Below are 25,885 nucleotides of genomic sequence, written 5' to 3'. Positions count from 1 at the left end.
TTAGTTAAGCTGATAATTTGTAATCACTAAACTCAGGATGAAATGAACATAATTCTGTTCTACCTCTTTTCTGTTAATCAGTTTGTTTTTGTATTCATAAGAATTCAGATCGCGGGATAATTTCTGATACGTTTCAAAATCATCCCCCTTTATCTTTACTCTTATATTACCATCTTTTCTGTTAATAAGTACATCATCCAGAGTTCTTACTTTAAATAAAACTTCGCATAACGTAGCGCGAGCCTTCATGGAACCGATATATCTTTCAACTATATTAATCTTGAACGAATCAAATATGATGTTATTAAAAACGATTTTAGAATTAGGCTCCTGAGTGTTGAGTTCAAGTTTATAGTTCATTACTTTATAAATTTTGGCAAATATAAGTTTAATTATGCCAAAAAACCGACTGTTTTAATAGATCATTCCCATATTAATGATTGAATTTTATTCTATAAACACAAAATCATATGAAAATGTGAATATTAGAGGCTTATAAATGAGGACGTAACAAAAGTGTAACAAACATTTTCTTTCCTTTTATTTTTTTCATTATAGGCATTTCCGTAATTTTATTCTCTGTATAACAAAAATTCATATTAATACCAATATAATGGAAAGATATAGTTATGGGATGGTTGGCCTTGGAGTAATGGGGCGGAATCTGCTTTATAATATCGCTGACAACGGGTTTTCAATCGCAGGATTCGACCTTGATCAGGAGAAAGTTAAAGAATTAGAAGGCGGAGCTGCTTCAGAAATGAAGGTGAAGGGTACAGGATCTTTAGAAGACTTTGTATCCGCATTGGAAGCTCCAAGAAAAATTATTCTTATGGTTCCTGCAGGAAAACCTGTAGATGCTGTGCTGGAAAATATTACCCCGCTTTTAAGCGAAGGCGATATCGTGATTGATGCAGGAAATTCTTATTTCGAAGATACCAACAGACGTGTTGCTGACCTGGCATCCAAAAAACTGCATTTTATGGGAATGGGAGTGTCAGGAGGTGAAAAAGGGGCCAGAACAGGTCCAAGTATAATGCCTGGAGGGGATCCGGAAGCATTCAGACTTTTGAAACCGATGCTGGAAGCCATTGCAGCCAAAGTAGACAACGAAGCGTGTACAGCATATATGGGAAAAGGATCTGCCGGAAACTATGTGAAAATGGTACACAACGGTATTGAATATGCCATAATGCAGCTGATCAGTGAAGCTTATGATCTTCTTAAAAGAGGAGCAGGTTTAAATAATGAACAACTTTATCAGGTTTTCAAAGAATGGAATAACGGCGAAATGAACTCGTTCCTTATTGAAATTACCAGAGATATCTTCACTCAAAAAGATTCATTAACAGATGGCTATCTTGTAGATCAGATTTTAGATAAGGCAGGAGCGAAAGGAACAGGAAAATGGACTTCAGAACAGGCCATGGAAATCGGAGTTTCTATTCCTACCATTGATATTGCGGTAACTTCAAGAATTTTATCTGCTTATAAAAACGAGAGAGTTCAGGCTTCAAAAATATATGCCGATAACGAAATTGTAAAACCTGAAAATACAGAATTATTCATTAAGGAGGTTGGCGATGCTCTTTTCCTTTCCACCTTAATCAGCTATGCACAAGGTTTATCTTTACTGGTAAAAGCATCTGAAGAATACGGCTTTGAAATTCCATTGAAAGATGTTGTGAAAATCTGGAGAGGAGGATGTATTATCCGTTCAGTTTTGCTGGAGAAATTCTATTCTGCTTATACCCAAAACCCTAACCTTTCTAATATTCTGCTTGATAAAGAAATTTCAGAACTGGTAAAGTCAAAAATCAAAGGTTTAAGAAAAACAGCCGGATATGCCGCTACGAACGGAATCTCAAGCCTGGGAATTCAGACAGCTTTAGGATATTTTGATGCATATACTACAGAATCTCTTCCCGTGAATCTTATTCAGGCTCAGCGTGATTATTTCGGAGCTCATACTTATCAGCGTATTGACAGAGAAGGAGTTTTCCATACTTCCTGGCAGAGTGCAAACAACTAAAATTCGGAAAAATGAATCAAAATAAAGTCTTGCAGCCAACAACTATTGTTATTTTTGGTGCTACAGGCGATCTGGCAAAAAGAAAACTTTTTCCGGCATTTTACAACTTATATATCGATGACAGAATGCCCAAAGGCTTCAATATTGTAGCACTGGGAAGAGCAGAAAATACCAACGAAAATTTCAGAAATTATATCAAAGAAAACCTTGAAAGTTTCTCAAGAAAAAAAGTGACTTCCGAAGACTGGGCAGGTTTTCAGGCTCATATTACTTACTTTCAGCATCAGCTGGATGAAGAAAGTTCTTACGAAAATCTGCAGCAGAAACTGCAGGATTTCGATACCGTTTACGGAATGAGAGCAAACAGACTGTTTTATTTATCCATCGGGCCCAACTTTATTTCTACAATATCCAATCATATCAAAACGACTTTACTAGCTTCTGATCCGAAAAAAGACCGTATCATTATCGAAAAGCCTTTTGGTCACAATAAACAATCTGCTGTTGAATTGAACAGCCTTTTGGCAAAAACATTTGAAGAAGAGCAGATTTACCGTATCGACCACTATCTGGGAAAAGAAACGGTGCAGAATATACTGGCTTTCAGATTTGGAAATTCTATTTTTGAGCCTTTATGGGATCATAAATATATAGAATCGGTACAGATTACGGTAGCGGAAGAAGTTGGAGTAGAGACAAGAGGAGCATTCTACGAACAGACAGGTGCGTTAAGAGATATGATTCAGAACCACCTGTTGCAGATCCTGTGTATGGTGGCTATGGAACCACCGGCTTCATTGCAGTCAGGTGAAATCAGAGACCGGAAAGTTGACGTTCTGAAATCAATTCGGAGAATATCTTCAGATCAGGTTGATCATTATGCGGTAAGAGGCCAGTATGGAAAAGGAACCATCAACGGAGTGGAAGTGAAAGGCTACCGCCAGGAAGACGGAATTGCTCCTGATTCCAATACAGAGACTTTTGCAGCAATTAAATTTTATCTGGATAACGAGAGATGGCAGGATGTTCCTTTCTATGTCCGTACCGGAAAGAAAATGAAAGAAAAGCATTCTTACATTACCATTCAGTTTAAACCGCTTCCTCACTCAACGTTCTCAGACAGCCCACATCTTTTATCTGCCAACAGGTTGATCATTAATATTCAGCCCATGATGGATATCAGATTACAGTTCATGACCAAAAAGCCCGGGCTGACACTGGATCTGAAGCCTGCAGAAATGATTTTCGATAATTTTGCCTGTCAGGAAGATACTCCGGAAGCGTATGAAACCTTGTTACAGGATGCTCTTTTAGGAGATCTTACCTTATTTATGCGTTCTGATCAGGTGGAAGAGGCATGGGATGTTGTGACTACCATACAGGAAGCATGGGAAAATAACAAAGATTTATCTTTCCCGAATTATAAAGCAGGAAGCTGGGGTCCGGAAGATGTTAATGCTTTGGTGGAAAGACAAGGGCACAGCTGGGTATAAACAAAATAAAATGTAAACAGAAAAAATGAATATCACAGTATTTGACGATCTGGAAAAACTGTATACAAAGGCAGCAGATGCATTTGTTGATCTTTCAAAAAAATCTATTCAGAAAAATGGCCGTTTTGTGGTGGCATTAAGTGGAGGCTCTTCCCCTAAAGCTATTTTCAAATTATTGGCAACACCGGAATATAAAGAAAAGATAGAGTGGAATAAAGTCTACTTTTTTTGGGTAGATGAAAGATGGGTTCCTTTAAACGATGATAAGAGCAACTTCCGGATGACAGATGAGGCACTTCTCAGTAAGGTTCCTGTTGACCAAAGCCATATCTTTCCTATGTATGCCGAAGGAATAACTCCTGAAGACTATGCAAAAGCTTATGAACAGCAGATAAGAACTGTTCTTGGTGATGAAGGTGTTTTTGATTTTATCCTGTTAGGAATGGGAGATGACGGCCATACAGCCTCATTATTTCCAGGCGAAGATGTTTTAAATGAAAAAGAAAAATGGGTATCTGCTTATTATCTTAAGCCTCAGGAAATGTTCAGAATTACATTGACTGCACCCATCATTAATAATGCTGAAAATATCCTGGTTATTGCATTCGGGGAATCTAAAAAGCATGCACTGAATGAAGTATTGAATGGTGAATATAATCCTTCGTTATATCCAATGCAGCTTATTGAGAAGAAGAATGGATTTCAGTTTTTTACAGATGAGAAAGCAAAAGGCTAATACAACTTCAACCTAAAAATAAGAGACTGTCCTTGGACAGTCTCTCTTCATATCAACTATTCTAATACCGGATTCCCGGTATATACAATTTTCTGTAGGTTAAACTAAAATAAGTTTTAAATGAAAAACAGCACCATTAGAGAACTCATGATGCTGCTGCATTTAATGTTTTTACCTTAGTTGCTTTTTGTTCGAAACTTTTAATTTTTCAACTCAATGAGTGTTTCTATATAAAAATGGTTATTAGTTTGAAGCAAATATACAAAATAAGACACTTGTAAGTGTCTAACATGAAAAAAAATATAAAAAAAAATTATCAACAGTCTGGTAACGTGAAAAAAACCTTTATTAAAGGGACTTGTATCAGGTCATGAAATTTAAAAAAATCAAGCCTTAACTGATCAAAAACTAAAAAAATACCCTTATTAATCAAAAACAGCATCATGTATAATGATGCTGTCGTAATGTTTTACCCCAGTAATGGAATAGTAAAATATTTATACTGAGGTAACTAACGGTGCAATCTAATCACTCTCAATCTCACAACTCTGATTGTCTGTTTATATAAAATGGTTATTAGTTAATGCAAACATATACATTTAGACACTAAAAAGTGTCTAAAATGAAAAAAAATTCATAAACTTGTACGATTGAAAAGTGTACCATGGAAAGAAAGTCAGCAGCAGGGAATATCCGGAACAGGGAACGAAGTAAAAAAAAATTTTTGGATGCAGTTGGAAAAATACTGAGAACAAAAGGATATACTGCCTTGAAAGTGAATAGTATTGCTGCTGCAGCCGGGGTCGATAAGAAAATGATCTATTCTTATTTTGGAGGAATAGATGGTCTGATAGATGAGTATATAGAGTCACAGGATTACTGGAATAAAATAATGATTGAGGAAATAAAACCTCAGGTGGACGATAGAGGAAAATCCTTTATGGAAAACACATTTTTCTCTCAATTTGATTATATTCACAGCAACAAAGAGGCACAAAAACTATTGCTTTGGCGGTTATCAGAATCCCGTAGATCTTTAAAAAAGTTCACCGAAACTCAGGGAAAAAACGGAGAATATATTTTTAAGCTTTTAATCGATTTCCACTTTAAAAATAATGCTGAAAATGTTCGCGCCATCATGGCAATCATGACGTCAGGATTATACTACCTGAATATGTATGCCGAAATCAATGGAAGTATTTTCTGCGGAATAGATGTAAGCACGACCAAAGGACGGGATGAAATAAAAAAAGCTGTTTCTTTCCTGCTGCATTATACCTGCAAAAACCTCTAGAACTTTTTGGAATTTGAACTTATAAAAAAACAAACCATTAGAAATCTAATGGTCTGTATGTAAGTTGTGTTTCTACCTTAGTTGTTTCGTATCCGAAATTCTCATAAAGTGAGGGAACTAAAATAATACAATCTGAATTGTCTTATTTTTCAACCTAAAAAGTGTTTTAAAATATGTAGATGGTTTTAGTTTGTACAAATATATAAAATAAGACACCGCTAAGTGTGTAAAATTATAAGATTTTTCATTATTTTATTTAATATGTTGTAAATCAGTATATTATTTTTTGATATTGATGTGAAAATTTCTCTTTATCGATGCTTTTGATTAAGCTAAATCTATGAAATAGTTTAAAATAGCGTCTTTAATAACAAAGAAGGGTTGATCAGGGATATCTGTAGAAAATATTTATTTAATATCAAGCCATTATTTGCTATGTAAAAAACAGCATCACTGTAAAAAATGATGCTGCTGTTGTTTTTACCTCAGTCATTCTTGTTCGAAATATTTTAAACTGAGGGAACTAACGATACAATCTGAATAGTTTTTAATTCTCAATTTCAATAGTGTTTTGTATATTGAATGGTTATAGTTTCTACAAATATATACAAATAGATTATTTTAGACACTAACTAGTGTCTAAAATAAAAAAAAATTTCTTAAACTTGTATCTTGTATATTGAATGTTTAGTCATGGAAAGAAAGTCAGCATCAGGTAGTATTAGGAATAAGGAGCGCAGCAAAAAAAAGTTTTTGGATGCCGTTGGAAAAATACTGAAAACGAAGGGACATGCAGGGTTGAAGATTAATGATATCGCTGCGACTGCCGGGGTCGATAAGAAAATGATCTATACCTATTTTGGCGGAATGGATGGCCTCATGGACGAATATGTTCGTACACAGGATTTCTGGGTAAAAGTAACCAGCGAGGAAGTGGAAAAGATGAAACCGAATCTTGAAGATGGAGGCAGAGAATTTATCGAGCATATGCTGCTTTCCCAGTTTGATTACGTATACGCCAATAAAGAAGCTCAAAAATTATTGTTGTGGACTATTTCTGAGCCCCGGAAATCATTGAAAAAACTGATTGACACTCAGGAGGAAAACGGAGAATATATCTTCAAATTATTGATGGAATCACATTTCAAAGATAAAATGGATACCTACCGTTCTATCATGGCCATCATGGTGTCAGGATTGTATTATCTCAATATGTTTTCGTCTCTGAATGGAAGTATTTTCTGTGGGATAGATACCAATACTCCTGAAGGACGGGAAAAAATCAAAAAGGCGATATCTTTCATGGTACAACAAACCCACGATAATCTTTAATCTGTTATAAAGAACATAAAAAAGGGACAATAGTTTGCCCCTTTTTTATATGTTACCTATAGTATGGTAGCCTATCCTTTATGATAAGGACAGCCAGAAGCTGTACCGGTATTTACTCCGGTATTATAGAACTGCTCTTCCATTACCTTTCTCTGATCCTCAGGAATATCCTGTATCTTTCGCAGGGTATTTACCTGGATATGAGGCCAGCTGGTGGTACCTCCGTCATTTCCGAAATCAAATTCAAAAAATACAATCTGCTCATACTGCAGCTGAAGAATCTCTTTTCCATCTTCAATTACTGTTTCGATCCACATATCCATATCCACCTCAACAGTCGGAACGAAACGGTTGACAAACGGAACATTCAAAACGCCTCCCTGTGCTCCTGTTTTCATTTTTGAAGACATTCTCACATGAACATGATTGCTGACTTTCTGGCCTCTTAACGTATCCCTGAGCCTCAGGTCAGGCCGTACAGAGTAAGGATATAAATTGTCTGCAAGAATTCTCTGGGTATAGATCTTATTGGAGCCGGGATCATTATCATCATTAAGTTTTTCATGAACCCACGCCGGTGCTGGCTGGTCAAGATCAATGATTTCTTCCGGTGTTACTCCGGCATTTCCCATGGTCCGTGAAATGGAAAGATGATTGGTTTCCCATGCCTCTTTACCGTAAGGGAACTGAGGTGAACCTTCAATTAAATAGTACGTTGTCTTATCTTTATTCTGAGGAATAATATCTCCAAGCAAAGTAATGGTGCTTCCATGTGGAATAACACCGCTTCGGGAGATAGAGTAGTCCGGGATAAAATAAGGCCCGTCAAGCCCTGCTCCCGGCTTTATTTCCTGTGCCGGAATGATTTCATAATAAGGCTGTCCCGATTGCAGCTGGCTTTGAAGAATGTATTGAGGATTGGGTTCTCCATCCGGTGTAATCCTTAGCAAAGGCTCGTCTCTGTATTCGCCGGTATATCCATACTTTGCATCTTCTGTTAAAATGGCATGAATACCGCGGTCTCTTTCAATAGATTCTTTCGTTGCCGCATGGTTATAGACATCACTCAGCCATAGGTACATTCCGTTTTCTTCGTGGATAGGGGTATATTTCAGCGCATCCTGTCCCGGTATTGTATTAACACTTTTAATACTTTGTTCGTACTTAACTGCTCCGCAGAAAAGCTCACTAGCTCCGCCACGGTTACGTACTCCGCCGGGAACGATGGAAAATGTTAATTTCTCAATATATTCTTCACTGGTAAATGCGAACTTTCCGGGTATCGTCCCCGGGTTGGTTCCGGGAGAAGGCATGATGGTTGTATGTACTCCGCTTGCTAACGAAGGGTTGCTAACATCTTTATTATAATTGACATTATAGCTTACCCATGTGCCATCCAGGGCAGCCAGAACTCCATAATCCACATTATTCTCAATAGCCTGCAGGTTGTCTTCCCTGAATGGTCTTACCGGATCATCAATAAGAAGTTTAGAATATCCGTCCATTAATTCAGCCAGATTAACTTCACTTTGTCCCGGCATTCTGCGGAACAGCTGTTCTCCTCCTGCTTCCAGGCTTTCTTTTTTTCTTTTAAGCATGATATATCGTTTTTATGGTTATAGGTCGATGTATTCGAATGTTGGCCCCGCATTGGTCTGAGCATCCAACGGTTGTTTCATCAGATTTACAGCCTGTTCTTTCAGAGCATACATATACATAATGGATTTTTCCAGTTCTCTCTGATTTCCTTCCACAGCGCTTTGTATGGCATCTAACAAACGTTTGTAGGTTTTATTAAACTCCACACCCTGAGCATGTAATTCTTTGTTTTTGATGTAATCTTCCAGCTTAGGGTTAGGTTTCATAGGATAAGCCTCGTTCCAGTCTACCGGAAGATCTTTTCCTGTAGGCGGAGTGGTTACAGGCATCATTCCATTTTCATCCATGAAAGGCTCATAGTTTCCTCCCAGATAAAAATGCTCATGGAAAACTTCTTTAAACCTGAAATAATGTGCCAGTTCAACCCCTTCTTCAAACTGGGACGGATCTACATCGAAAATAGAATCATCTGCACCTTCACCTTGCCCTTTGATTTCCTGGAAAACAGCAATTACTCCGTCCAAAGCTTCTACAGAATGAAGTTTCCCGCCGCTTCCGTAATATTGCTCAGGGCGGATCTGTTTTGACGGATTTCCTGTGAAAATTCCTCCGGTATTTAATTCCTCAAAGTTTGTCGGAAGTGTCCCATGTGCTTTATAGTAAGCAATGATTTGGAAAACAACGATATAAAAGAATAATACGTCATAATATTCACCAATGGTGTGTACATTTTCCATAATGAAACCTTTCATGTTTTCAAGAGTCCAGAGGTGTTTTTCCTGTACGGCAGCTCTTTGAGAGTATAGTTCAGAAATCTCCGCTTTATCATCATATTTCGGAGCTTTTACCACAGATGCACTCGGACTTTCAATAGCAATAAACGTGGCAATACTGTTGCTTGAGAATGTTTCCAACCCTACATAGAAATCAACGTTCATCGGTAATTTCATAGGATAAACAGGGTAGTTCTCCTTTTTGTTGACCGAAGGCTGAATATCGATGGCATTCAGTACATTACAAACCATAATCAGGTGAAGCATTTCCTCTACAGCCACACTTCTGATAATTTGTGAAGCCAGAGCATTGGTTCCGTCTTTGATCGAGTACAAAGCTGTAAGATAGGGTGGAATTGTAGAATGTTCAATAAGAATGGCAGTTTGCAGAAGGTCCTGTAAAACCGGTTTGTAATCAACTTCTGTTACCTCTTTTTTCATTTCTGAAATTCCTGAACCGAACTGAGATTCCAGATAGGCATTGAAGTCACCAATCTGATCATTCAGTAAAAGATTAGTTGCTGTTTTACTGTGATGCTTTAATCCCTCTATCCAGTCTTCTTTGCTCAATGTTGAATCAAATAATAAAGAAGGTAATGAAATAGCTTCTGTAACCGCGGCACTTCTGGAAGCCATCCTGCCTGCTGTTAATAATGTTTCCTGTGGTTGAACTGTTTTATTGATAAGTCTTTGTCTCATGTTATTATTTTTTAAGTTGAATTTCAAGGTCAGCAAGGATGGATTCTACCGAACGGATTGTGAATGCTGATAATGTTAAAGTAGGATTTGATGTTCCCAGCGTGGTCATATTTCCCGCCCCTACAACGTATAAATTCGGATGATCCCAGGTTTTGCAGTAGCTGTTGGTTACGGATTCTTCAGCTTTAGAACCCATTCTGTGAGTTCCCACGATGTGCCCTGCACCATTGTAAGAATATCTTTTCCCATTGTATACCACAGAGTTTTTGTCTTTCTCAGTATATTTTGTGGAATCCGTAATGTTTAATCTTTTAAACATTTGATCCGAAGCATCTTTTGCCTGTTCCATAGCTTTCATTTCGTACTCTGTCAGTTCATAATGAATAACAGGGCGTGGAATTCCGAGAACATCCAGATACTCATCATTAATGGTTACTCTGTTATTGGGATTCGGGAGCTGTTCAATTTCAAAATGAAATAATACCTGCTTTGAAAGTCTGTCGGTGAGCTTTTCTCTTAATTCTGCCCCAAACTTTTTATCTTTGATAAATTCTGCCACATCAGAACCCGGAGAAAATGCCGGCCAGCCCCAGCCCCAATTGTCAAGCGGAGAAATCCATGCTGAAAAGTTCTTTCTGAACTCTCCGTCACGGAAAGAAGAAATATTTGTCGTAGAACCCGGACCTCTGTACGGATATACCGGTTCAGGGAAAAGTCCCCAGGTAAGCATTACCATATGATCCATCAGGTTTCTCCCCACCTGATCACTGCTGTTGGCTGCTGTTTTTATACCATCTGGAGTTGTATATTTGGAATTCAACAGAATTTTGGGATTTTCAAAAGCATTGGCTGCCAGAATGACGATGGCATCAGACGTATCAATAGATTCTTCAACAAAATCGGTTTTTTCTTTTGAGATATATTTTCTCAGATGGACTTTTGATATTTTATGACTGTCATTCTGATCAATGCTTAGCCTGTAAACCACACTCTGCGCCTGAATCTGCATGAATGGATTACGGCTCAGGTTATCATTATCATTTATTTTATATAAAGCCTTTTTCAATGTTTTTAACGCATTGTATTTCGCCTGAACAGGACAGATCGGAACACACGAAGCATTCCCTTCACAGCGTTCTCCCATATAAGGATTCCACACGGAACCAAGAGCTTTGTATTCTTCTTTTTCAGAGCTGTCTAAAACCAGTTTATAACCGGAATCCTTTGACTCTGCTTTAATGACCTTCGTTTTTCCGTATTTTGGATTTGGAATAGAATTTCTTCCCTGTGGAGAAGGCACCATCATTAAAGGAATCTCCCCGGAACTCAGCTTTACACTTGTCCCTTTAAGTCCCTCAATAATCTTATGATCCATGTAACTCTGGGGAATTTCTTCCATTGGAAATACATAGTTTCCATAATATTCTTCCGTCTTCTCTGTAATTGGATATTCCTGTCTTGAAACATCCCCGGAAACCCCGATTTCAAACTCAGCCATCTCATAATAAGGCCTCAATTCTTCATAACTTATCGGCCAGTCGACAGGAGTTTTCTCATCAGAATCCGGTTTTGGAATCTTGATGCCATATTTTTCGGTAAGTTTAAAATCGTTGGGGAGCATTCTTGGTGTAGTTCCCAGCCAGTGAAGGGTAGTTCCACCGCCTACCCGTATCGCATCACTTGCGAATGGCATCGGCCCGAACTGAACGAGATATCCTTTTTTATCCGGATATGGCTGGACAATATGTTCCATATCCAGAACGTTGGGAGAAGGAGCCTGCTTTAAGTTCGGATAAGGAGAGTTGGGAACCTTGGCTTCCTCTCTGTAAAAAGTACGGATATATTCATTATAAGTGGTCATTGAGGATACGGAATCCAGTTCAATACCTGCTTCCAGACCTGCTTCATACATTAGGATTGATATTTCCCTGATGTTATCGGATTTTCCGGCATCTGCACGATGGACCATTTTTCCTTTGGTTGTGTCAAATACGTGGTCGGATAATAGCTTTGCGATTAATGACCCTGCGATCCCTGTTCCTACAATGATCACATCTTTTTTGTTATGGGTTGGATTCATGAGTGGGTGTTTACAGGTTTAATATTCCAAGATTTGTAGCCCGGCTGTTTGGCTCCCGGCGGGTGTGAATGCATCAGATTCCAGACAAGGCCTTCCTTGTAAGACAGGTCATTGATATACGCTCCTTCCCAGGTTCCCAGATACCACATGGTGATTACTTTTCCTGAAATGTCATTCATTCCCGGGTGGGCAATAATTTCAGATTGAATAGCCTTTTTTAATTCCTCTTCACCGGAAGAATTTTCAAGGATATTTTTAGAAACCGTAAGGAATTCTACGAAAGTGGCTGCTTCCAGGCTTTTTAAAACATAAGTGTAATAGGTTTCTGCAAGCCCTGTTGACTGCAGTTCGTTTACCGTAAACCCGGTAAGCGCTTCCGAGATAGACATGAACACGTCGAAATAATAATCGTCGACGTTGAGAATTTTGTTAATAATATTCATTTCGTAAAAAATTTGGATTCAATATCTTCAACTCCTTTTACAGGAGGCTATCAAGCTGATTGATCTACAGCTGCCGGATATTTCAGATAACACCTCTTTTTCAGAAATGATTGACTGTATTTCAAGCGATCCATAGTATCAGTTTTTGTTTATTCGAAATTAATCACATCCCGGCAGATAAGATTCAGTATTTCTACGTAATTTGAATTAACAGTGTTTTAATTTTTTGTAACAAATCCTTTATTTGAAGTGTTTATAAGAAATTCTATTTTCACATAGTTTAGAATTATTTTAAATAATGTGGTATCTGTCATTGAAAAATATCAGATAAACAGTGACGATTGCCGGTAATAGATAAAAAAATGCCTGAATTGAATATTCAGGCAGGATTTAAATTAATAAGGTCGAAGGTAAGAATTATAATACCATTATCAGATCTTTCTAGGTGGCCAGCTGTTTTACAGCAATTGCATCGATCTCAAACATCATTCCCGGCAAAGCCAGCTGGTTTACAGGAATAAGTGTACTCGTAGGCAGGAACGAAGATTTCCAGACTTTTCTGGCTTCCTCAGCCCATATTTCAAGTTTTTCCTGGTTGTGGTCAACAATAAGCAAGGTGATTTTAACTATATTTTCAAATGTCATGGAATGGCTCTGTAAAACAATCTGTAAATTTTTCAAAGCATCCTGAACCTGAGTTTTAAAGTCATCTGCCAGCACATGATTTCCCCCCACGCCACCGCTCTGTCCGGATATAAAACACATCGTTGATGGAGATTTCACAGCAATACTGTGAGAGAAGCCGTAAGGGCTGGGATCAAATAATTCAGCAGGATTGATCAGTTTAGGCTGTTTATTTTTTTCCATATCTTTTATTTAATAAAGTAAAAATGAGCGAAAAAAATTGAAAAAAACTTTACATATGTTGAGGGAAATATTTTTAATTCTTTACATACTTTCATCAATAATAAAATTCTGATGCAAAAAAAAATACTGTTCAAAGGAACAGCATTTTTAGTCTTTACTCTACAACAATACTTTCAATCCCTTTTTGCAGGGCTGTATCCTGGATCACCGGAACAGAAAGTCCTTCTGCACGGACAACGGAAATATCCGTCATCCCCATAAATCCAAGCGTTTTTTCCAAGTAAGGAACTACAAAGTCGTAAGCCTGTCTTTCCCCTTCAGAATAGACTCCGCCACTTGAAAAGGCAAGGTATACTTTTTTATTTTTCACCAGGCCTTCAGGACCGTTTTCGCTATAGCTGAATGTTTTTCCTGCTCTGGCAATATGATCAAGCCATGATTTTAATGTAGAAGTGATACTGAAGTTGTAAAGGGGAGCTTCAATAATGATAATGTCAGCCTCATGTAATTCATCAATTACCGTGTCTGAAAGTTTTACGATTTCCTGCTGTTCAGCAGTGCGGTTTTCAGCTGGAGTAAAAAATGCATTGATATGAGCTTCTTCCAGATGAGGAAAAAGCGGATTGGTCAGATCACGCTTTTTAAAAACACTGTCAGGATACTTCGCTGCAATTTTTTCTACAACAGCATTACCCAGTTTCTTACTGATTGATGATTCGCTTCTCGGGCTTGAAATGATATGAAGTACACGTTTCATTTTTTTTATTTTTTTTAAAATTGATGTTTCAAAATTATCTATATTTACTAATAAAAAGATAGTAGTTACCAAAAGGTTAGTAATAACATTTAGGTTAGTAATCAGTAAAAATAAAAGAATGGAAGAGGAGAAAATAGTGTATTCAAGGCCGCAATGCAGTACCCATCTGGCTGCTACCGAGGATGCTTTATATGTTTTAGGTGGGCGGTGGACCATCAGGGTAATGATTGCTATTTTGGGCGGACATACCCGCTTCAATGAGTTACAGCGGACTATCAATGGAATTTCGGCAAGAGTCTTATCCAGCGAATTGAAAAAGCTGGAGGTGAATCATCTGGTGGAAAGAACTGTGATTACGGATCAGAAGCCGGTGCTGGTAGAATATGTTCCCACAGAATATAGTGAATCCCTGAAAGATGTGATTGCTGCTTTGGCAGATTGGGGGTCCAAACACAAGAAGAAAATTACAACTTAATAAGATATAAGAAAAGCAGTGTAGAAAAAGGATTACCGTTTCTGTGGTATTTAATAAGTTGCAACATTGCTTATTCTTTAAGTATTTTTACTCAAATTAATAATGGTAAGATGATCATAGATGAAGAATTATTATTTTCCCTCGGAGCCAGTCTGGAAAAGTATGAAGCAGGTGAAACTATTTTTCAGGAAGGATCTGCTGTAAAATTCTATTTTCAGATCAAATATGGTACCGTGAAACTGAATAATTTATTGGAAGACGGAAAAGAATTTGTTCATGGGCTTCCTTTTGATGGCCATTGTATTGGTGAAAGCTATTTATTTACCAATCACCATTATGCTGTGAATGCTATTGCGGTCACCAGCTGTGAAATTTTCAGGCTTTCCAAAACCAGGTTCCTTGAATTCCTGGTGGAAAATCCTTTATTAATGCTTGAAATAAATAAGTATACCGCAGACAGACTTCATTTCAGATATATGATTTCAAGCTTTCTGGCAATTTCAGATCCTATTGTAAAGCTCACGAAGCTTTTTGATCACCTTAAAAGATATTTCGGTTTTGAAGAACCCTATTCATTTCTGATTCCTTACACCAGACAGCAAATAGCAACCTTAACCGGCCTTCGGGTAGAGACGGTGATCCGCTATGTTAAGAAAATGGAAGAGCTGGCAATGGTTAAAATTGAAAATGCTAAAATTTATTATTAGCTTTCAGTTTTCTTGTTATTTTAAAATTAAAACAGGCTGAGAGGTGTTCTGATAAATTCCTTCGGAAATACTTCTGCTTGCCAGATAATACAAGAAGCTGTGCTTACCGGGTAGTGCTATAATAAGGTCTGCCTTATCTGATACAGCAAAGTTCAGGATACCTTTAATAATATTTTCATCATGAGAATAATGAATACTGCTCGGAATTTCCGTTAAATGCTCACGAATGTAATCCTCCAGTTCTCTTTTTTGCGTTTCGTCCTCTTTTTCACTGGTGTTGATATTGAGAAATGAAAGACGGACATCTTGCTTATGAATAACAGATTTGTGGTGAAACAGTCTCTCTAGCCTTTTAATACCTCTAATATCACAAGGAATAAATATATTCTTAATAGGTGAATAATGGTAGCTATTGGGAACAATTAATGTCTTCACAGGACTTGTCCTGGCAATACTTATAATATTCTCAGAAACAAAACTCTCGGTAGAAGAGGTCTGGTCATCACTTCCCAGGATAATCAGTTCCACAGAAGGCTGGTTTTTTAAAAGCTCATTAATACTTCTGGTAAGAGTCCAATCACTTAAAACGCTGGAAACTTTAACTTCAGGTGACTTTTCAGCGATGATATCCGTTAACTGATCGAATAGCAATTCTGTCCTTTGCAGCAGGTTATTGATACTTTCTTCATTGACAAATGAATGTCCTTCTGCAATATGCAGATAATCAAATTCTGATTCTCCTGCAGTTTTTAACAGGATAATATTTTTATATTCGTAGGTTTTTGCCCAGTCTGCGGCAACTCTTACTGCATTTTCGGTAGTTGATGTAAAATCAACAGGTACAAGAATTGTTCTCATATTGTATTATGTTTTAGTGCTGATTCCTCCAGGTTGGCTGTCATTTTTTTTACCAATAGCAGTGCTTTGCTGATCTCTTTCTCATCAATACCGTCAGCTGCTTTTTTATAAAGATCCAATGCCCATGGATAAACGGTTTCTACAATCTGTTTACCTTTCGGAGTTAAAAAGATCTGTTTGTTTCTCCTGTCTTTTTTATCAGCTATCCGTTCAACAAGATCCTTTTTCACAAGGCTGTTGATGAGATAGGTGATACTTGACTTGTCTTTGCTTACTTTGGTTCCAATTTCCTGCTGGTTGATGCCGTTATGTCTTGAAAGCAAACCGAGAATTTCAATCAGTTCAAAAGAAAGATCCGGATCATAAATAGTAACGATAGTCTGGATCTTCTGTCGGAGACGGCTTTTCATTTCACTCATTGCCAGACCAAGCTCCAGAGCAAGTTCTGATAGATTATTCTGTTTTACAGGCATACTTTTATATTAATGATGAAACAAGATTAGAAGCATTTTTTTCGATGGATTATGGCATGACTTATCATAACAAATATACAAAAAATTAGTTTTAATTAAAACTAATTTTGATGAAATAGTAGACAGCGAAAAATTATACCGAAAGTATAAAATAAAAGCAGAGACTAATTCTCTGCTTTTTCTTTTTTAACGGCTTGGTGCATAATAAGAATGATCCCCAAAAGGAAACATGCAATGATCAGATAGCGCCAGGAAAGACCTTTTTGATCCGTTACTGTCCCGCTTACAGAGATGATGAAACTTGTTACAGAAGTGATTACATACACCAGTCCACCCATCAGTCCGCCGGCAGTACCTGCATTTTTCGGAAAGTAAAGCATACTTGTAGTAAAAAAGGAGGTGAATAAAATTCCGGAACAGATATGAATAAAAAAAGCAAAAGAAATCATAATGAACAGGCTTTCTGCGAAATAACTGGTGATGATCAGGCCTGCGATAAGGATCAGCTGAAGTAAGATAGGCTGCAATATTCTTGGTTTAAAATCCAGAGTCAGTCTGCGTTTTCCTATAAAACCTCCGATCATCCAGGAAAATCCTAAGATTAATGTACAATATCCAATCACTACCGGCGTAAAATGAAAAGTATTTTCAATAATAAATGGTCCTGTAATATTAAATAACATCACGATAGAGTAGCTCAAACCTAAAATGAAAATCCCCAACATGAAAATCCTGTTTTTAAGCATCATCTTATAAAGGCTGATGTTCTCTGAAAGATCCAGTTTCTTTTTCTGAGGAAGGCTCTCCCCGCTAAAAAACCACTCAAAAAGGAACAGAAATCCGGCATATGCTGCCAGAAAATAAAAATTAGCATGCCAGTTAAAGATTTTCTCAAGATATCCTCCAAGGAAAGGGGCCAGAATAGGACCGCAGGACCATACAATAGTAAAGTAGCTCAGATAATGTTTAACCTTTTCCGCATCATAAATATCTACAAAAATAGCACGCGTAGCCACAACAAGTACTGAAACTGCAGCTCCCTGAAGAATACGAAGCAGACAGATTAGTAGAATACTGTTGGTCATCGTAATTAAAATACTGGTCAGTATCAATAGGAATAAGGCTATCAATTTGGGACGATAACGCCCGATACTGTCCAGAATTCCTCCTACAAATAATTGGGAAATCCCGTAGCTCAACAGATATGATGTCAGGGTAATCTGAATATCTTTTTCCGAAACCATCATTTCTTTGGCCATAGAAGGGAACGATGGTAAATAAATATCCGTGACAAACCCGGAAAGCGGGATAGACACGAAAGCCATAATGGTAATTAATCTGATTCGTTGTTCAGATGCTTCTCTCAACATATTCATTCATTTTTTACATTGCAAAAATAAGTCAAGAAATACAAAACCGGATTTTAAAAGACAAAGTAAAAATTACAAAAATCAAATATTATGACAGATTCTTAAATTTTAGGGGTGAAGTCTGCGCATGCTTTTTAAAGAAATTATTAAAATGAGCAGGCTGATCAAATCCTAAAGTGTAACCGATCTGTGCAATATCCCAATTCGTATACTTCAGCAGGTTTTTAGACTCTTCAAACATCTTTTCTTTAATGATCTGTGTGGTCGTAAGGTTGGTTACAGATTTAACGGAAGAATTCAGATGATTGACATGTACGTTCAGGTGTGCAGCAAAATCGGAAGGCGTTTTTAAGGCCAGCGGATAAGCAGGAGAGTCCAGCGGAAACTGTTTGTTGAGGAGTTCATCAAATAACTTATACAGACGTACATTTGCGGGAAGTTCATTAGGATTGATATCTTCCACACGGTTTTCCAGCGCCAGGTGCATTACAGAAGCAAGATTGCTTTTGATACTGCTGCAGCGGAAAGGATAGGAAGAATTATTCATTCTGTAAATCTGATCAAAATATAGCATTGTCAGCTGAGCCTGTTCTTCTGTCAGAAAAACAACCGGCTTACTCCATTCCTTGAACATTGACGTTTTTTTAAACAGATTGAATTCAGAATTCCCATTAAAAAATTCCTGATTAAATAAACAAAAATATCCTTCCTGTACATCGCTTTCACACTCCCATGAATACGGAATGCTTGGAGAAGGAAAAAATAGGGCAGGACCATCTATATACAGCTGATGAGTACCATAATGAATGGTGCCCTTTCCAATAATAAAGCTTATTTTATAATAATCACGACGGTTGTAAGGGCTTTTAAAACTACAGTATTTCCGCATGGAAATATTGAAGTGAGATTTTCCCATTTCAAAATCCTCAGAATCAAACATTTTGATCTGGTTTTTACGGATGCGTCTGTAATAATCCTCTATTGTTTCCAGCTGATCACTCATAGGTAAAAATTATAAAAATCAAAGATAAGTAAACTGTTATCTACTTAAGATCATTTTAAATGAGATAATAGAAATTAAAATGATAGTCTTCCTCAATAGTTGTGGAATTAAAAAAATGATTGTTTACTATTACATAGGCAAATATCTATGGAATCTATGGTTAAAGCAGCTGGATTAACCTTTATTAATCTCCAGTTCCAAAATATGAGAAGGCAGTTGAAAAGGTCCGGCTTTTGAACTGCTCACAGCGATAAAACCGGATTCTTTTAAAAAGTCTGCAAGCGGATCATGATCCAGGATATTGATCCATATAATATCCGTAAAGCTTACTGCTGACCTGCATTTTTTCCAGAGAGACTGTCTTGTTTCAGGAAGATCAAACTCTGAAAGAATTACAAAACTGATTTCTGTAGCTCTTTTTCCGCCAGGAATTCCCGGATGTACCGAACCGCTTTTTATAATGCTGAATCCGATGGGTTTCTGATCTGCATACATCATGATCAGTTGGTTAGAAAGATCGTTCAGGTCATTGATCATCTTTCTCGGGTCTATTTCGTTGTGAATATATTTTTTGATTTCTTCTTCAGTTGCAAATTCTTTGTGCAACGCATAAACGGTAGAATCAATGATGGCCATAAGATCAGAAATTCCCTCTTCAGAACCTACTGTAAATTTTGAAATGATATCCATGGGATTTTTTTTATTCAAAATTATAAGATTAATCCATTCAAAAAGGATACAGTTCGTTAAAATATCATCGGTACAGACATTATTTGTTTAAAATTGTCTTATATCATTAAAATTTTAGTATAAAAATACTCGTAGAAATACAAAATGACTGCATTTTTAAAACAACGTAATCAAATACATATGAATTGAGGAGAATGAATGATTTACAGATAAAATTTTTAAGAAGATTTTTCTGTATGTTTTTTCGGTTCTTGTTGATTTTAAATAGTTTATTTAAATATTCACTGATGCGCTATGTGACACCGAATAACATGGTTTATTTTCTACAATAATTTGATTTTATTTTAAAAATTAAATTGAATTTAAGAAAGACTCAGAAAAAATGAGTAAATCCACTATTTTTTTTCAACACAATTAGGCTGGAATCGCCATAAAACCTATATTTGCAGCCTAAATTTTTAAATAAATGAAAGAACTAATTGAAAAAATCAACGCAGAATTTGAAGCGTTCACAACTGAGGCAAACCAACAAGCGGAAAAAGGAAACAAAGCAGCTGGTACAAGAGCTCGTAAAGCAGCTTTAGAACTAAGCAAATTGTTCAAAGAATTCAGAAAAGTTTCTGTAGAAGAAGCTAAGAAATAATTCACCTTTAGCCGGCTTTTGAAGCCGGTTTTTTTATATACTGATTTCAATGGTATTTTCTTTGAAATAGGTTATTCTTACAGAAAGTGAATTGCCACTTCTAAAAATCATAAAGGCTGTCGGATTGAAGACCTTTTTTGTAGATTATAGTTATTGATGAATTTTTATTGTTGTTTTTGAATAAAATATTGATAAAAATAATTGAAAAGCCTTTTTTTAGGCTTAATTTTTCACCATCTCCCTGATTTCTTTTATCTTTAAACCAATCAATATATATTATGAGGATAAATAGATTTTTTGCAGTGCCTGCAGTAATGCTGGCTGCCCAGTTTTCATGGGCTCAGATAAAGGTTGATCCAAAAGAAAGACTAGACCCTATCGTAAAAAGTTTTGTAGATGAAGTCAATAATAATTCCCAGCTTGAAAACCTGGCATCTGAACTGTTGGATGGCATCGGGCCTCGTCTTGTGGGAACTCCCGAAATGCTGGCAGCAAATGAATGGAGTGTCAATAAACTTCGCTCCTGGGGAGTAGATGCCAATCTTCAGCAATTCGGAACATGGAAAGGATGGCAAAGAGGAACAACTCATGTTGATATGACCTATCCACGCATAAAATCTCTTTCCGCAACTCAGCTGGCGTGGAGTCCGGCTACAAAAAAAGCCATTGAAGCGGAAGTGATCATTCTTCCGAAAGTGTCTTCTAAAGCTGAATTTGACCAATGGCTTCCTTCAGTGAAAGGAAAAATTGTGCTGATGGCACAATACCAGAAAATAGGACGCTCTGATGAACAGATCAAAGAATTTGCAACCCCCGAATTGTATGAAAAACTTAAAGCGGAAAAAGATCAGGCTGCCAAAGATTTTGCAGCTTATATAAAGAATATCGGCTATGATAATAACAGCCTTCCTGAAGCATTGGAAAAAGCAGGAGCGGCAGGTATTGCCATTTCAAACTGGACGGGTATTATGGGGGCTAACAGAATATTCGGCGCAAAAACTACCAAAATTCCTATGGTCGATATCGATTTGGAAGACTATGGTATGCTTTACAGAATGGCAGAAAAAGGAACTCGGCCTAAAATTAAAATTGATGCCCAGTCAAAAATACTTCCAGAAGCCAAAAGCTTTAATACGATCGGAATGATCAAAGGCAAAGAAAAACCTGATGAATACGTGATTCTTTCTGCTCACCTTGACTCATGGGACGGAGCACAGGGAGCTACAGATAATGGTACCGGTACAATTACCATGCTGGAAGCCATGAGAATTCTGAAAAAATATTATCCTGATAACAAGAGAACTATTGTTATCGGACTTTGGGGCAGTGAAGAGCAGGGCTTAAACGGTTCAAGAGGTTTTGTTGCTGATAATCCTCAGATAATTAAAGGGGTACAGGCAGCCTTTAATCAGGATAACGGAACGGGGCGAGTGGTTAACATCAGTGGACAAGGATTTGTAAAAGCTTATGATTATGTAGGAAGATGGCTTGATGGAGTTCCAAAAGCCGTAAGAAGCCACATCAAGACAGATTTCCCAGGAATGCCTGGTGGCGGAGGTTCCGATCATGCTTCTTTCGTGGCAGCAGGAGTGCCCGGAATTTCTTTAGGTTCTCTGAACTGGGGATATTTTGGATATACATGGCATACTACGAAAGATACCTATGACAAGATCGTTTTTGATGAGGTGAAGAATAATGTGATTTTAACAGCGGCATTAGCTTATATGGCGTCTGAGGATCCTGAATTCAGTAACAGAGAAAAAAGAGTAATGCCTCAGGATGAAAAGGGAGAGGTGGTAAAATGGCCGGAAGTAAAAGAGCCCCGAAGAAGTTCTAAAGATTATAAGTAGTTCTTTATTTGAAAAACAATAAAGAAGACTAATTTTAAATCTCTGAATATTATACCATATTCTGGTATATTCTTTTTGCCGTTATTGCTTAAAACATGTATTGATAGTTATATATGTTTTAGTCAATAACGGCATTTGTTATTAAGAATTTTTCTAAAAACAGGAATATCTCTTACTATATAACCGGGACGTGGTAAGATTCTGTTATTTTTATCCGGATTACATCCTTTAAACAAGGCAGTAAAAGCACAGTAGGAGGGTATATAAATTTATTGAGGTTGTGAATTGATTAAATATTGAATAAATTTTTCCATTTTGCAACGGTATTACGACTCAATTTAAAATGCAGGGCCAGCTGTGTATTATTAAGATAATTCTTTTTCTGATATTCAAGGATTTTGTGTATCGTTTCTTCATTGTAGGAACGATGAGACTGATTTGCCTTGATGTCCTGGTTATAATTAAATATTATTCTGTTAATTTCTATTACATCAAACGCTGACAGATTTTTCTTCGATAAAATTTTTGCACACTCGTCCTTTTTCTCAGGATATTTCAGGTCGACAAGATCAAGGTAAATCTTTTTATAATCAGGCGTCATTGAGTGAGATTGTTTGTGATGATCCATTGGTAACATAATAATATAAATTTTCAATTTTATAGCTCTTTTTTGAGCGAACTGTATTTAATAAAAAAGAATACTAGAGTTCATAAATTAATTAAAGAGAGTGTCTCAACCAATTAAAAGAATGCTTTTAATATTTAAAATAATAAAGTAAAATTGTTTTTGAACTTTACAATAGTTTATTTCTTTAATGTCAGTTACAACTCTAGTACCTGGTCTTTATATCAACTAAAGGATTTGTGAGTTAATAGAAAGTATATAGTTTGTGTTTTTGTGCAAAAATATAGGTCTTGTTCTATACGCTGCAATATTTTGTATACATCATCTATACAGCTTTTTCTGAATGTCAAAAAATCCGAAAATTTCTTACAGATAACGGTTGGTTGTCTCTTACTATAAATCGGGAGTATTTGCTTGAAATAATGCATGTTTCGTCGTGCTGTATCTGTGATGTATGTGCCATTTAATGCATCCTAACGCTTATTTTATACTTTTACGGTGAAACAAAAAACATTATGAAGAAAAAAATTGTATTAACCTTGCTCGTATTATTGTTGCTGGATTTGTATTCCCAGAGTGGAATTGATACTCCGAATTCTAAAATTACTCTGGATGTAGCAGGAAATTCAACGCAGCCAGCTATACAGGATGGTATCATTGCATCAGGAATTACCGAAGATCAGCTAAAAAATTATCCTTCCTTACAAGTTATAAAATAATACAATTGTAGAAACAGGACGTGTTCTTACCAGATCATCTTAATATCCTTTAAAGCTAATTAAGGTAATCCCCGAGCCCGGCTCTGTTTACTATATATGTTAAGTAATTACAATAGCTTTTAACACACAATAAATTGAAAAAAATGAAAAATTTCATCATGACTTTAATAAGTACTCTCATAGTTTTTTCGTGTACTGTAAATGTTTCTCAAAAAGATATTCCCTATACATCAGCAAAGAAATACTTTGTTAAAAATACCTCCCATCAAAAAGATTTAACTGAAAAAATAATTACTTCACAGGAAGAATTTGATCAGATTTTTGGGGCTGCAACAACAATGGGCATGAGCGGGAAGCCAACACCTATTGATTTCTCAAAAGAAAATGTACTCGCTCTTATTTACCCTAAAACAAATCTGGAAGTGGAATTTATCCCTGTCAGCCTTCAGGAAAAAGGTCAGGATATAGTATATTCTTATAAAGTGATCAAAGGAGGTCAGCGAAGTTTCATGACAATCCCCAATACAATTATTATCATTCAAAAACCTGATTCAAAAAAAAAAAATTTTCAGAAAGTACAGAAATAAGCAGAATTATTTGCTAGTATCAAAGGAACAGCAATTGAATATACAATATGATCAGTGTGAGCATAAAAAGAATATTTCAATTTTTAATGATGGTGTTTGCCCATTTGTCTATTTTTACTGTCTTATATTCTCAAAATTATACTCAGGACCAAATAGACAACGCATTAATAATTAAATCCGAGAAATTAAGAATAAGAGGTGAAAAAAAAGAATTAATTTCTTTCAATGAAAAATATATTATTATTTCCCAAAATCAGAATTATCTGAAAGGAGAGATTTTAGGTTATATCAATATTGCTAATATCTATGCAACCATAGGTGACTATAAAGAGTCTTTTTATTATCTGCGGAAAGCTGAAAGAAAAATCAAAAAAATCAATGATGCTTATTTATCTGCCAGGCTATATCACGAATATGGACAGATTAATTATGGTATTGGGTTGTACACAAATGCATTGAAATATAATTCACGGTCTATTTACTATGGTAAGCTGATTTCAAATCGTAATGAAAGGGAATTGTTATCAGGCATTTATGCAAGCAGGGCAGATTTCTTACATGATATCCACCAGCATGATTCTTCGCTGGTTTATTTGCACAAAGCATTAAATATAAAATCTACTCCGGTAATTAATTCGCTGATAGCAAATCATTATATGGTTTATAGAGAGAATCCGGATTCATCTTCGTATTATTTGAATAATGCATTGAAACTACTGCAGAAAACGGATTACTGGAATGTTCAGAGAGGGCAGACTTACTACTTTTATGGTAATTTTCTTAATAAAAAAAAAGAGTACGAAAAAGCGTTGATGTACTATACAAAATCTGTTGCCATTTTAGAAAGAACCAAAAGAGTTTATAATATTCCTCTGCTATACAAAACAATAGCCGGTACTTATCGGATTTTAAATGACCAGAAGGGAGAAAAAGAATACCTTGAAAAGTATACAAGGCTAAATGACAGTTTAAGCAGGGTTTGTAACGAAAGTATCAATATTTCTGTTGATGACCTGATAAAGGAAAAAGAATCTGCAGATATTTCAAAGAAGAATGTATTTTTTGTTTATAAAAGTGTAGTTTTCTGTCTTATTGTTATTTTACTTTTAGCCTTTATCCACTGTCAACAGAATAGAGATATTATAAAACAAAAGGAATTTGAAACAGATGTCTTAAAGGAAAAACTTAATAATTCCTACGATTATATTATCGAGCTGGCCAAAAAAAATGACCCTAATTTTCTCAACAAATTTCAGGAAGCATATCCGGAATTTATTAAAAATTTACTTGAAATAAATTCTAATTTGTCAAAATCTGATTTAGCTTTTTGCGCAATGATATGGGCGGGATTTACATCAAAAGAAATCGCACAGTATACTTTTGTGGAACATCGGTCTGTCCAGAATAAAAAGCATAGACTCAGGAAAAAATTAGATATTTCTTCAGATGTTGATCTTTACTTTTTCTTTAAAAATCTTTCTGATGACAGCTGAGAATAGTAAATTGGGATAGATATATAGTTTTCTTAAAGATATAGAAGTGTTGATTTTTAGAGTTTTATATATGTTGTTGGATGTTGTATCTATGATGTAAGTGGTCGTATATGATAAAAGGAATGTTGTGTTATAGCTTTGTATCAAATTTAAAATACAATATTTAATATGAAAAAGAAAGTTGTACTTATTTGAATTAGTCAATACTTAATCTGACAGTTATAATCAAATTAAATAACTTTAAAACAGATTAAGTATTATGACAACACAACAAAAAATCATCAAAA

General features: G+C 36.1%; 25 protein-coding genes. 12 read left to right on the top strand and 13 right to left on the bottom strand.

Annotated features, from left to right (window positions below; translation table 11 throughout):
• Entirely contained in the window at nt 1-360 is a 360-nt protein-coding gene (locus tag DEU40_RS18230; protein WP_110011167.1) for a prevent-host-death protein, read from the bottom strand.
• A gap of 253 nt (nt 361-613) precedes the next feature.
• On the opposite strand from DEU40_RS18230, the gene gndA reads away from it, so the two are divergent.
• The 5 genes from gndA to DEU40_RS18205 all read left to right on the top strand — a co-directional run bounded on the left by gndA (nt 614) and on the right by DEU40_RS18205 (nt 6,887).
• Nucleotides 614-2,032: an NADP-dependent phosphogluconate dehydrogenase gene (gene gndA / locus DEU40_RS18225; protein WP_110011166.1), complete on the top strand. Its 1,419-nt coding sequence runs from the start codon at nt 614-616 to the stop codon at nt 2,030-2,032.
• Between the two features lie 11 nt (nt 2,033-2,043).
• Nucleotides 2,044-3,525 (top strand): glucose-6-phosphate dehydrogenase, encoded by a 1,482-nt coding sequence (gene zwf, locus DEU40_RS18220; RefSeq protein WP_110011165.1) that lies wholly within the window; start codon nt 2,044-2,046, stop codon nt 3,523-3,525.
• A 25-nt stretch (nt 3,526-3,550) separates the two neighbouring features.
• Nucleotides 3,551-4,261, top strand: a complete 711-nt coding sequence (gene pgl / locus DEU40_RS18215; RefSeq protein WP_110011164.1) for a 6-phosphogluconolactonase — start codon at nt 3,551-3,553, stop codon at nt 4,259-4,261.
• 664 nt (nt 4,262-4,925) lie between these two features.
• The gene (locus DEU40_RS18210; protein ID WP_110011163.1) at nt 4,926-5,555 is read left to right on the top strand and encodes a TetR/AcrR family transcriptional regulator; all 630 of its coding nucleotides are present in this window, start codon (nt 4,926-4,928) and stop codon (nt 5,553-5,555) included.
• Nucleotides 5,556-6,248: 693 nt separating this feature from the next.
• Nucleotides 6,249-6,887, top strand: a complete 639-nt coding sequence (locus DEU40_RS18205) for a TetR/AcrR family transcriptional regulator (RefSeq protein ID WP_110011162.1) — start codon at nt 6,249-6,251, stop codon at nt 6,885-6,887.
• 71 nt (nt 6,888-6,958) lie between these two features.
• Here DEU40_RS18205 and DEU40_RS18200 read toward each other — a convergent pair whose 3' ends face one another.
• The 6 genes from DEU40_RS18200 to DEU40_RS18175 form a co-directional block, all read right to left on the bottom strand.
• The gene (locus DEU40_RS18200; protein ID WP_110011161.1) at nt 6,959-8,485 is read right to left on the bottom strand and encodes a peroxidase, FMP-type; all 1,527 of its coding nucleotides are present in this window, start codon (nt 8,483-8,485) and stop codon (nt 6,959-6,961) included.
• A gap of 18 nt (nt 8,486-8,503) precedes the next feature.
• The gene (locus DEU40_RS18195) at nt 8,504-9,958 is read right to left on the bottom strand and encodes a ferritin-like domain-containing protein (RefSeq protein WP_146207875.1); all 1,455 of its coding nucleotides are present in this window, start codon (nt 9,956-9,958) and stop codon (nt 8,504-8,506) included.
• 4 nt (nt 9,959-9,962) lie between these two features.
• A complete protein-coding gene (locus DEU40_RS18190) occupies nt 9,963-12,038 on the bottom strand; it encodes a GMC oxidoreductase (protein WP_110011159.1) in 2,076 nt (691 codons plus the stop codon).
• Entirely contained in the window at nt 12,035-12,481 is a 447-nt protein-coding gene (locus tag DEU40_RS18185; RefSeq protein WP_110011158.1) for a hypothetical protein, read from the bottom strand. Before DEU40_RS18185 ends, DEU40_RS18190 begins: the two co-directional genes overlap by 4 nt.
• A 441-nt stretch (nt 12,482-12,922) precedes the next feature.
• Entirely contained in the window at nt 12,923-13,348 is a 426-nt protein-coding gene (locus tag DEU40_RS18180) for a RidA family protein (protein ID WP_110011157.1), read from the bottom strand.
• Between the two features lie 154 nt (nt 13,349-13,502).
• Nucleotides 13,503-14,105 (bottom strand): FMN-dependent NADH-azoreductase, encoded by a 603-nt coding sequence (locus tag DEU40_RS18175; protein ID WP_110011156.1) that lies wholly within the window; start codon nt 14,103-14,105, stop codon nt 13,503-13,505.
• A 118-nt stretch (nt 14,106-14,223) separates the two neighbouring features.
• Here DEU40_RS18175 and DEU40_RS18170 point away from each other — a divergent pair, with 118 nt between their 5' ends.
• Nucleotides 14,224-14,580, top strand: a complete 357-nt coding sequence (locus DEU40_RS18170) for a winged helix-turn-helix transcriptional regulator (protein WP_110011155.1) — start codon at nt 14,224-14,226, stop codon at nt 14,578-14,580.
• Between the two features lie 110 nt (nt 14,581-14,690).
• Complete coding sequence (locus DEU40_RS18165; RefSeq protein ID WP_110011154.1) at nt 14,691-15,287, top strand: Crp/Fnr family transcriptional regulator; 597 nt, start codon at nt 14,691-14,693, stop codon at nt 15,285-15,287.
• A gap of 15 nt (nt 15,288-15,302) precedes the next feature.
• Here DEU40_RS18165 and DEU40_RS18160 read toward each other — a convergent pair whose 3' ends face one another.
• From DEU40_RS18160 to DEU40_RS18140, 5 genes are all read right to left on the bottom strand, one after another.
• The gene (locus tag DEU40_RS18160; RefSeq protein ID WP_110011153.1) at nt 15,303-16,145 is read right to left on the bottom strand and encodes a universal stress protein; all 843 of its coding nucleotides are present in this window, start codon (nt 16,143-16,145) and stop codon (nt 15,303-15,305) included.
• Entirely contained in the window at nt 16,142-16,618 is a 477-nt protein-coding gene (locus tag DEU40_RS18155) for a MarR family winged helix-turn-helix transcriptional regulator (protein WP_110011152.1), read from the bottom strand. Before DEU40_RS18155 ends, DEU40_RS18160 begins: the two co-directional genes overlap by 4 nt.
• Nucleotides 16,619-16,782: 164 nt before the next feature.
• Entirely contained in the window at nt 16,783-17,988 is a 1,206-nt protein-coding gene (locus DEU40_RS18150) for an MFS transporter (RefSeq protein WP_110011151.1), read from the bottom strand.
• Between the two features lie 88 nt (nt 17,989-18,076).
• Nucleotides 18,077-18,991 (bottom strand): helix-turn-helix domain-containing protein, encoded by a 915-nt coding sequence (locus DEU40_RS18145; RefSeq protein ID WP_110011150.1) that lies wholly within the window; start codon nt 18,989-18,991, stop codon nt 18,077-18,079.
• A 174-nt stretch (nt 18,992-19,165) separates the two neighbouring features.
• Entirely contained in the window at nt 19,166-19,681 is a 516-nt protein-coding gene (locus DEU40_RS18140; RefSeq protein ID WP_146207874.1) for a hypothetical protein, read from the bottom strand.
• A 466-nt stretch (nt 19,682-20,147) separates the two neighbouring features.
• Between DEU40_RS18140 and DEU40_RS18135 the strand changes: the two genes are divergently transcribed.
• Together DEU40_RS18135 and DEU40_RS18130 are read left to right on the top strand one after the other, a co-directional pair.
• Entirely contained in the window at nt 20,148-20,324 is a 177-nt protein-coding gene (locus tag DEU40_RS18135; RefSeq protein ID WP_002978882.1) for a histone H1, read from the top strand.
• A gap of 278 nt (nt 20,325-20,602) precedes the next feature.
• Entirely contained in the window at nt 20,603-22,174 is a 1,572-nt protein-coding gene (locus DEU40_RS18130) for a M20/M25/M40 family metallo-hydrolase (RefSeq protein WP_110011148.1), read from the top strand.
• A gap of 289 nt (nt 22,175-22,463) precedes the next feature.
• Here the strand turns inward: DEU40_RS18130 and DEU40_RS18125 are convergent, their stop codons facing one another.
• Entirely contained in the window at nt 22,464-22,811 is a 348-nt protein-coding gene (locus tag DEU40_RS18125; protein ID WP_228406557.1) for a helix-turn-helix domain-containing protein, read from the bottom strand.
• Between the two features lie 503 nt (nt 22,812-23,314).
• Here DEU40_RS18125 and DEU40_RS18120 point away from each other — a divergent pair.
• The 3 genes from DEU40_RS18120 (at nt 23,315) to DEU40_RS18110 (ending at nt 25,598) form a co-directional block, all read left to right on the top strand.
• The gene (locus DEU40_RS18120) at nt 23,315-23,518 is read left to right on the top strand and encodes a hypothetical protein (RefSeq protein ID WP_110011146.1); all 204 of its coding nucleotides are present in this window, start codon (nt 23,315-23,317) and stop codon (nt 23,516-23,518) included.
• Between the two features lie 143 nt (nt 23,519-23,661).
• A complete protein-coding gene (locus DEU40_RS18115; protein WP_110011145.1) occupies nt 23,662-24,105 on the top strand; it encodes a hypothetical protein in 444 nt (147 codons plus the stop codon).
• A gap of 56 nt (nt 24,106-24,161) precedes the next feature.
• Nucleotides 24,162-25,598, top strand: coding sequence for a LuxR C-terminal-related transcriptional regulator (locus DEU40_RS18110; RefSeq protein ID WP_181398001.1), 1,437 nt, complete (start codon nt 24,162-24,164; stop codon nt 25,596-25,598).
• Nucleotides 25,599-25,885 lie beyond the last annotated feature (287 nt).

Origin of the sequence: Chryseobacterium sp. AG844 (assembly GCF_003182335.1) — a bacterium.
Taxonomy (GTDB): Bacteria; Bacteroidota; Bacteroidia; order Flavobacteriales; family Weeksellaceae; genus Chryseobacterium; species Chryseobacterium cupriresistens.
This window is presented reverse-complemented; position numbering and strand designations above follow the sequence as displayed.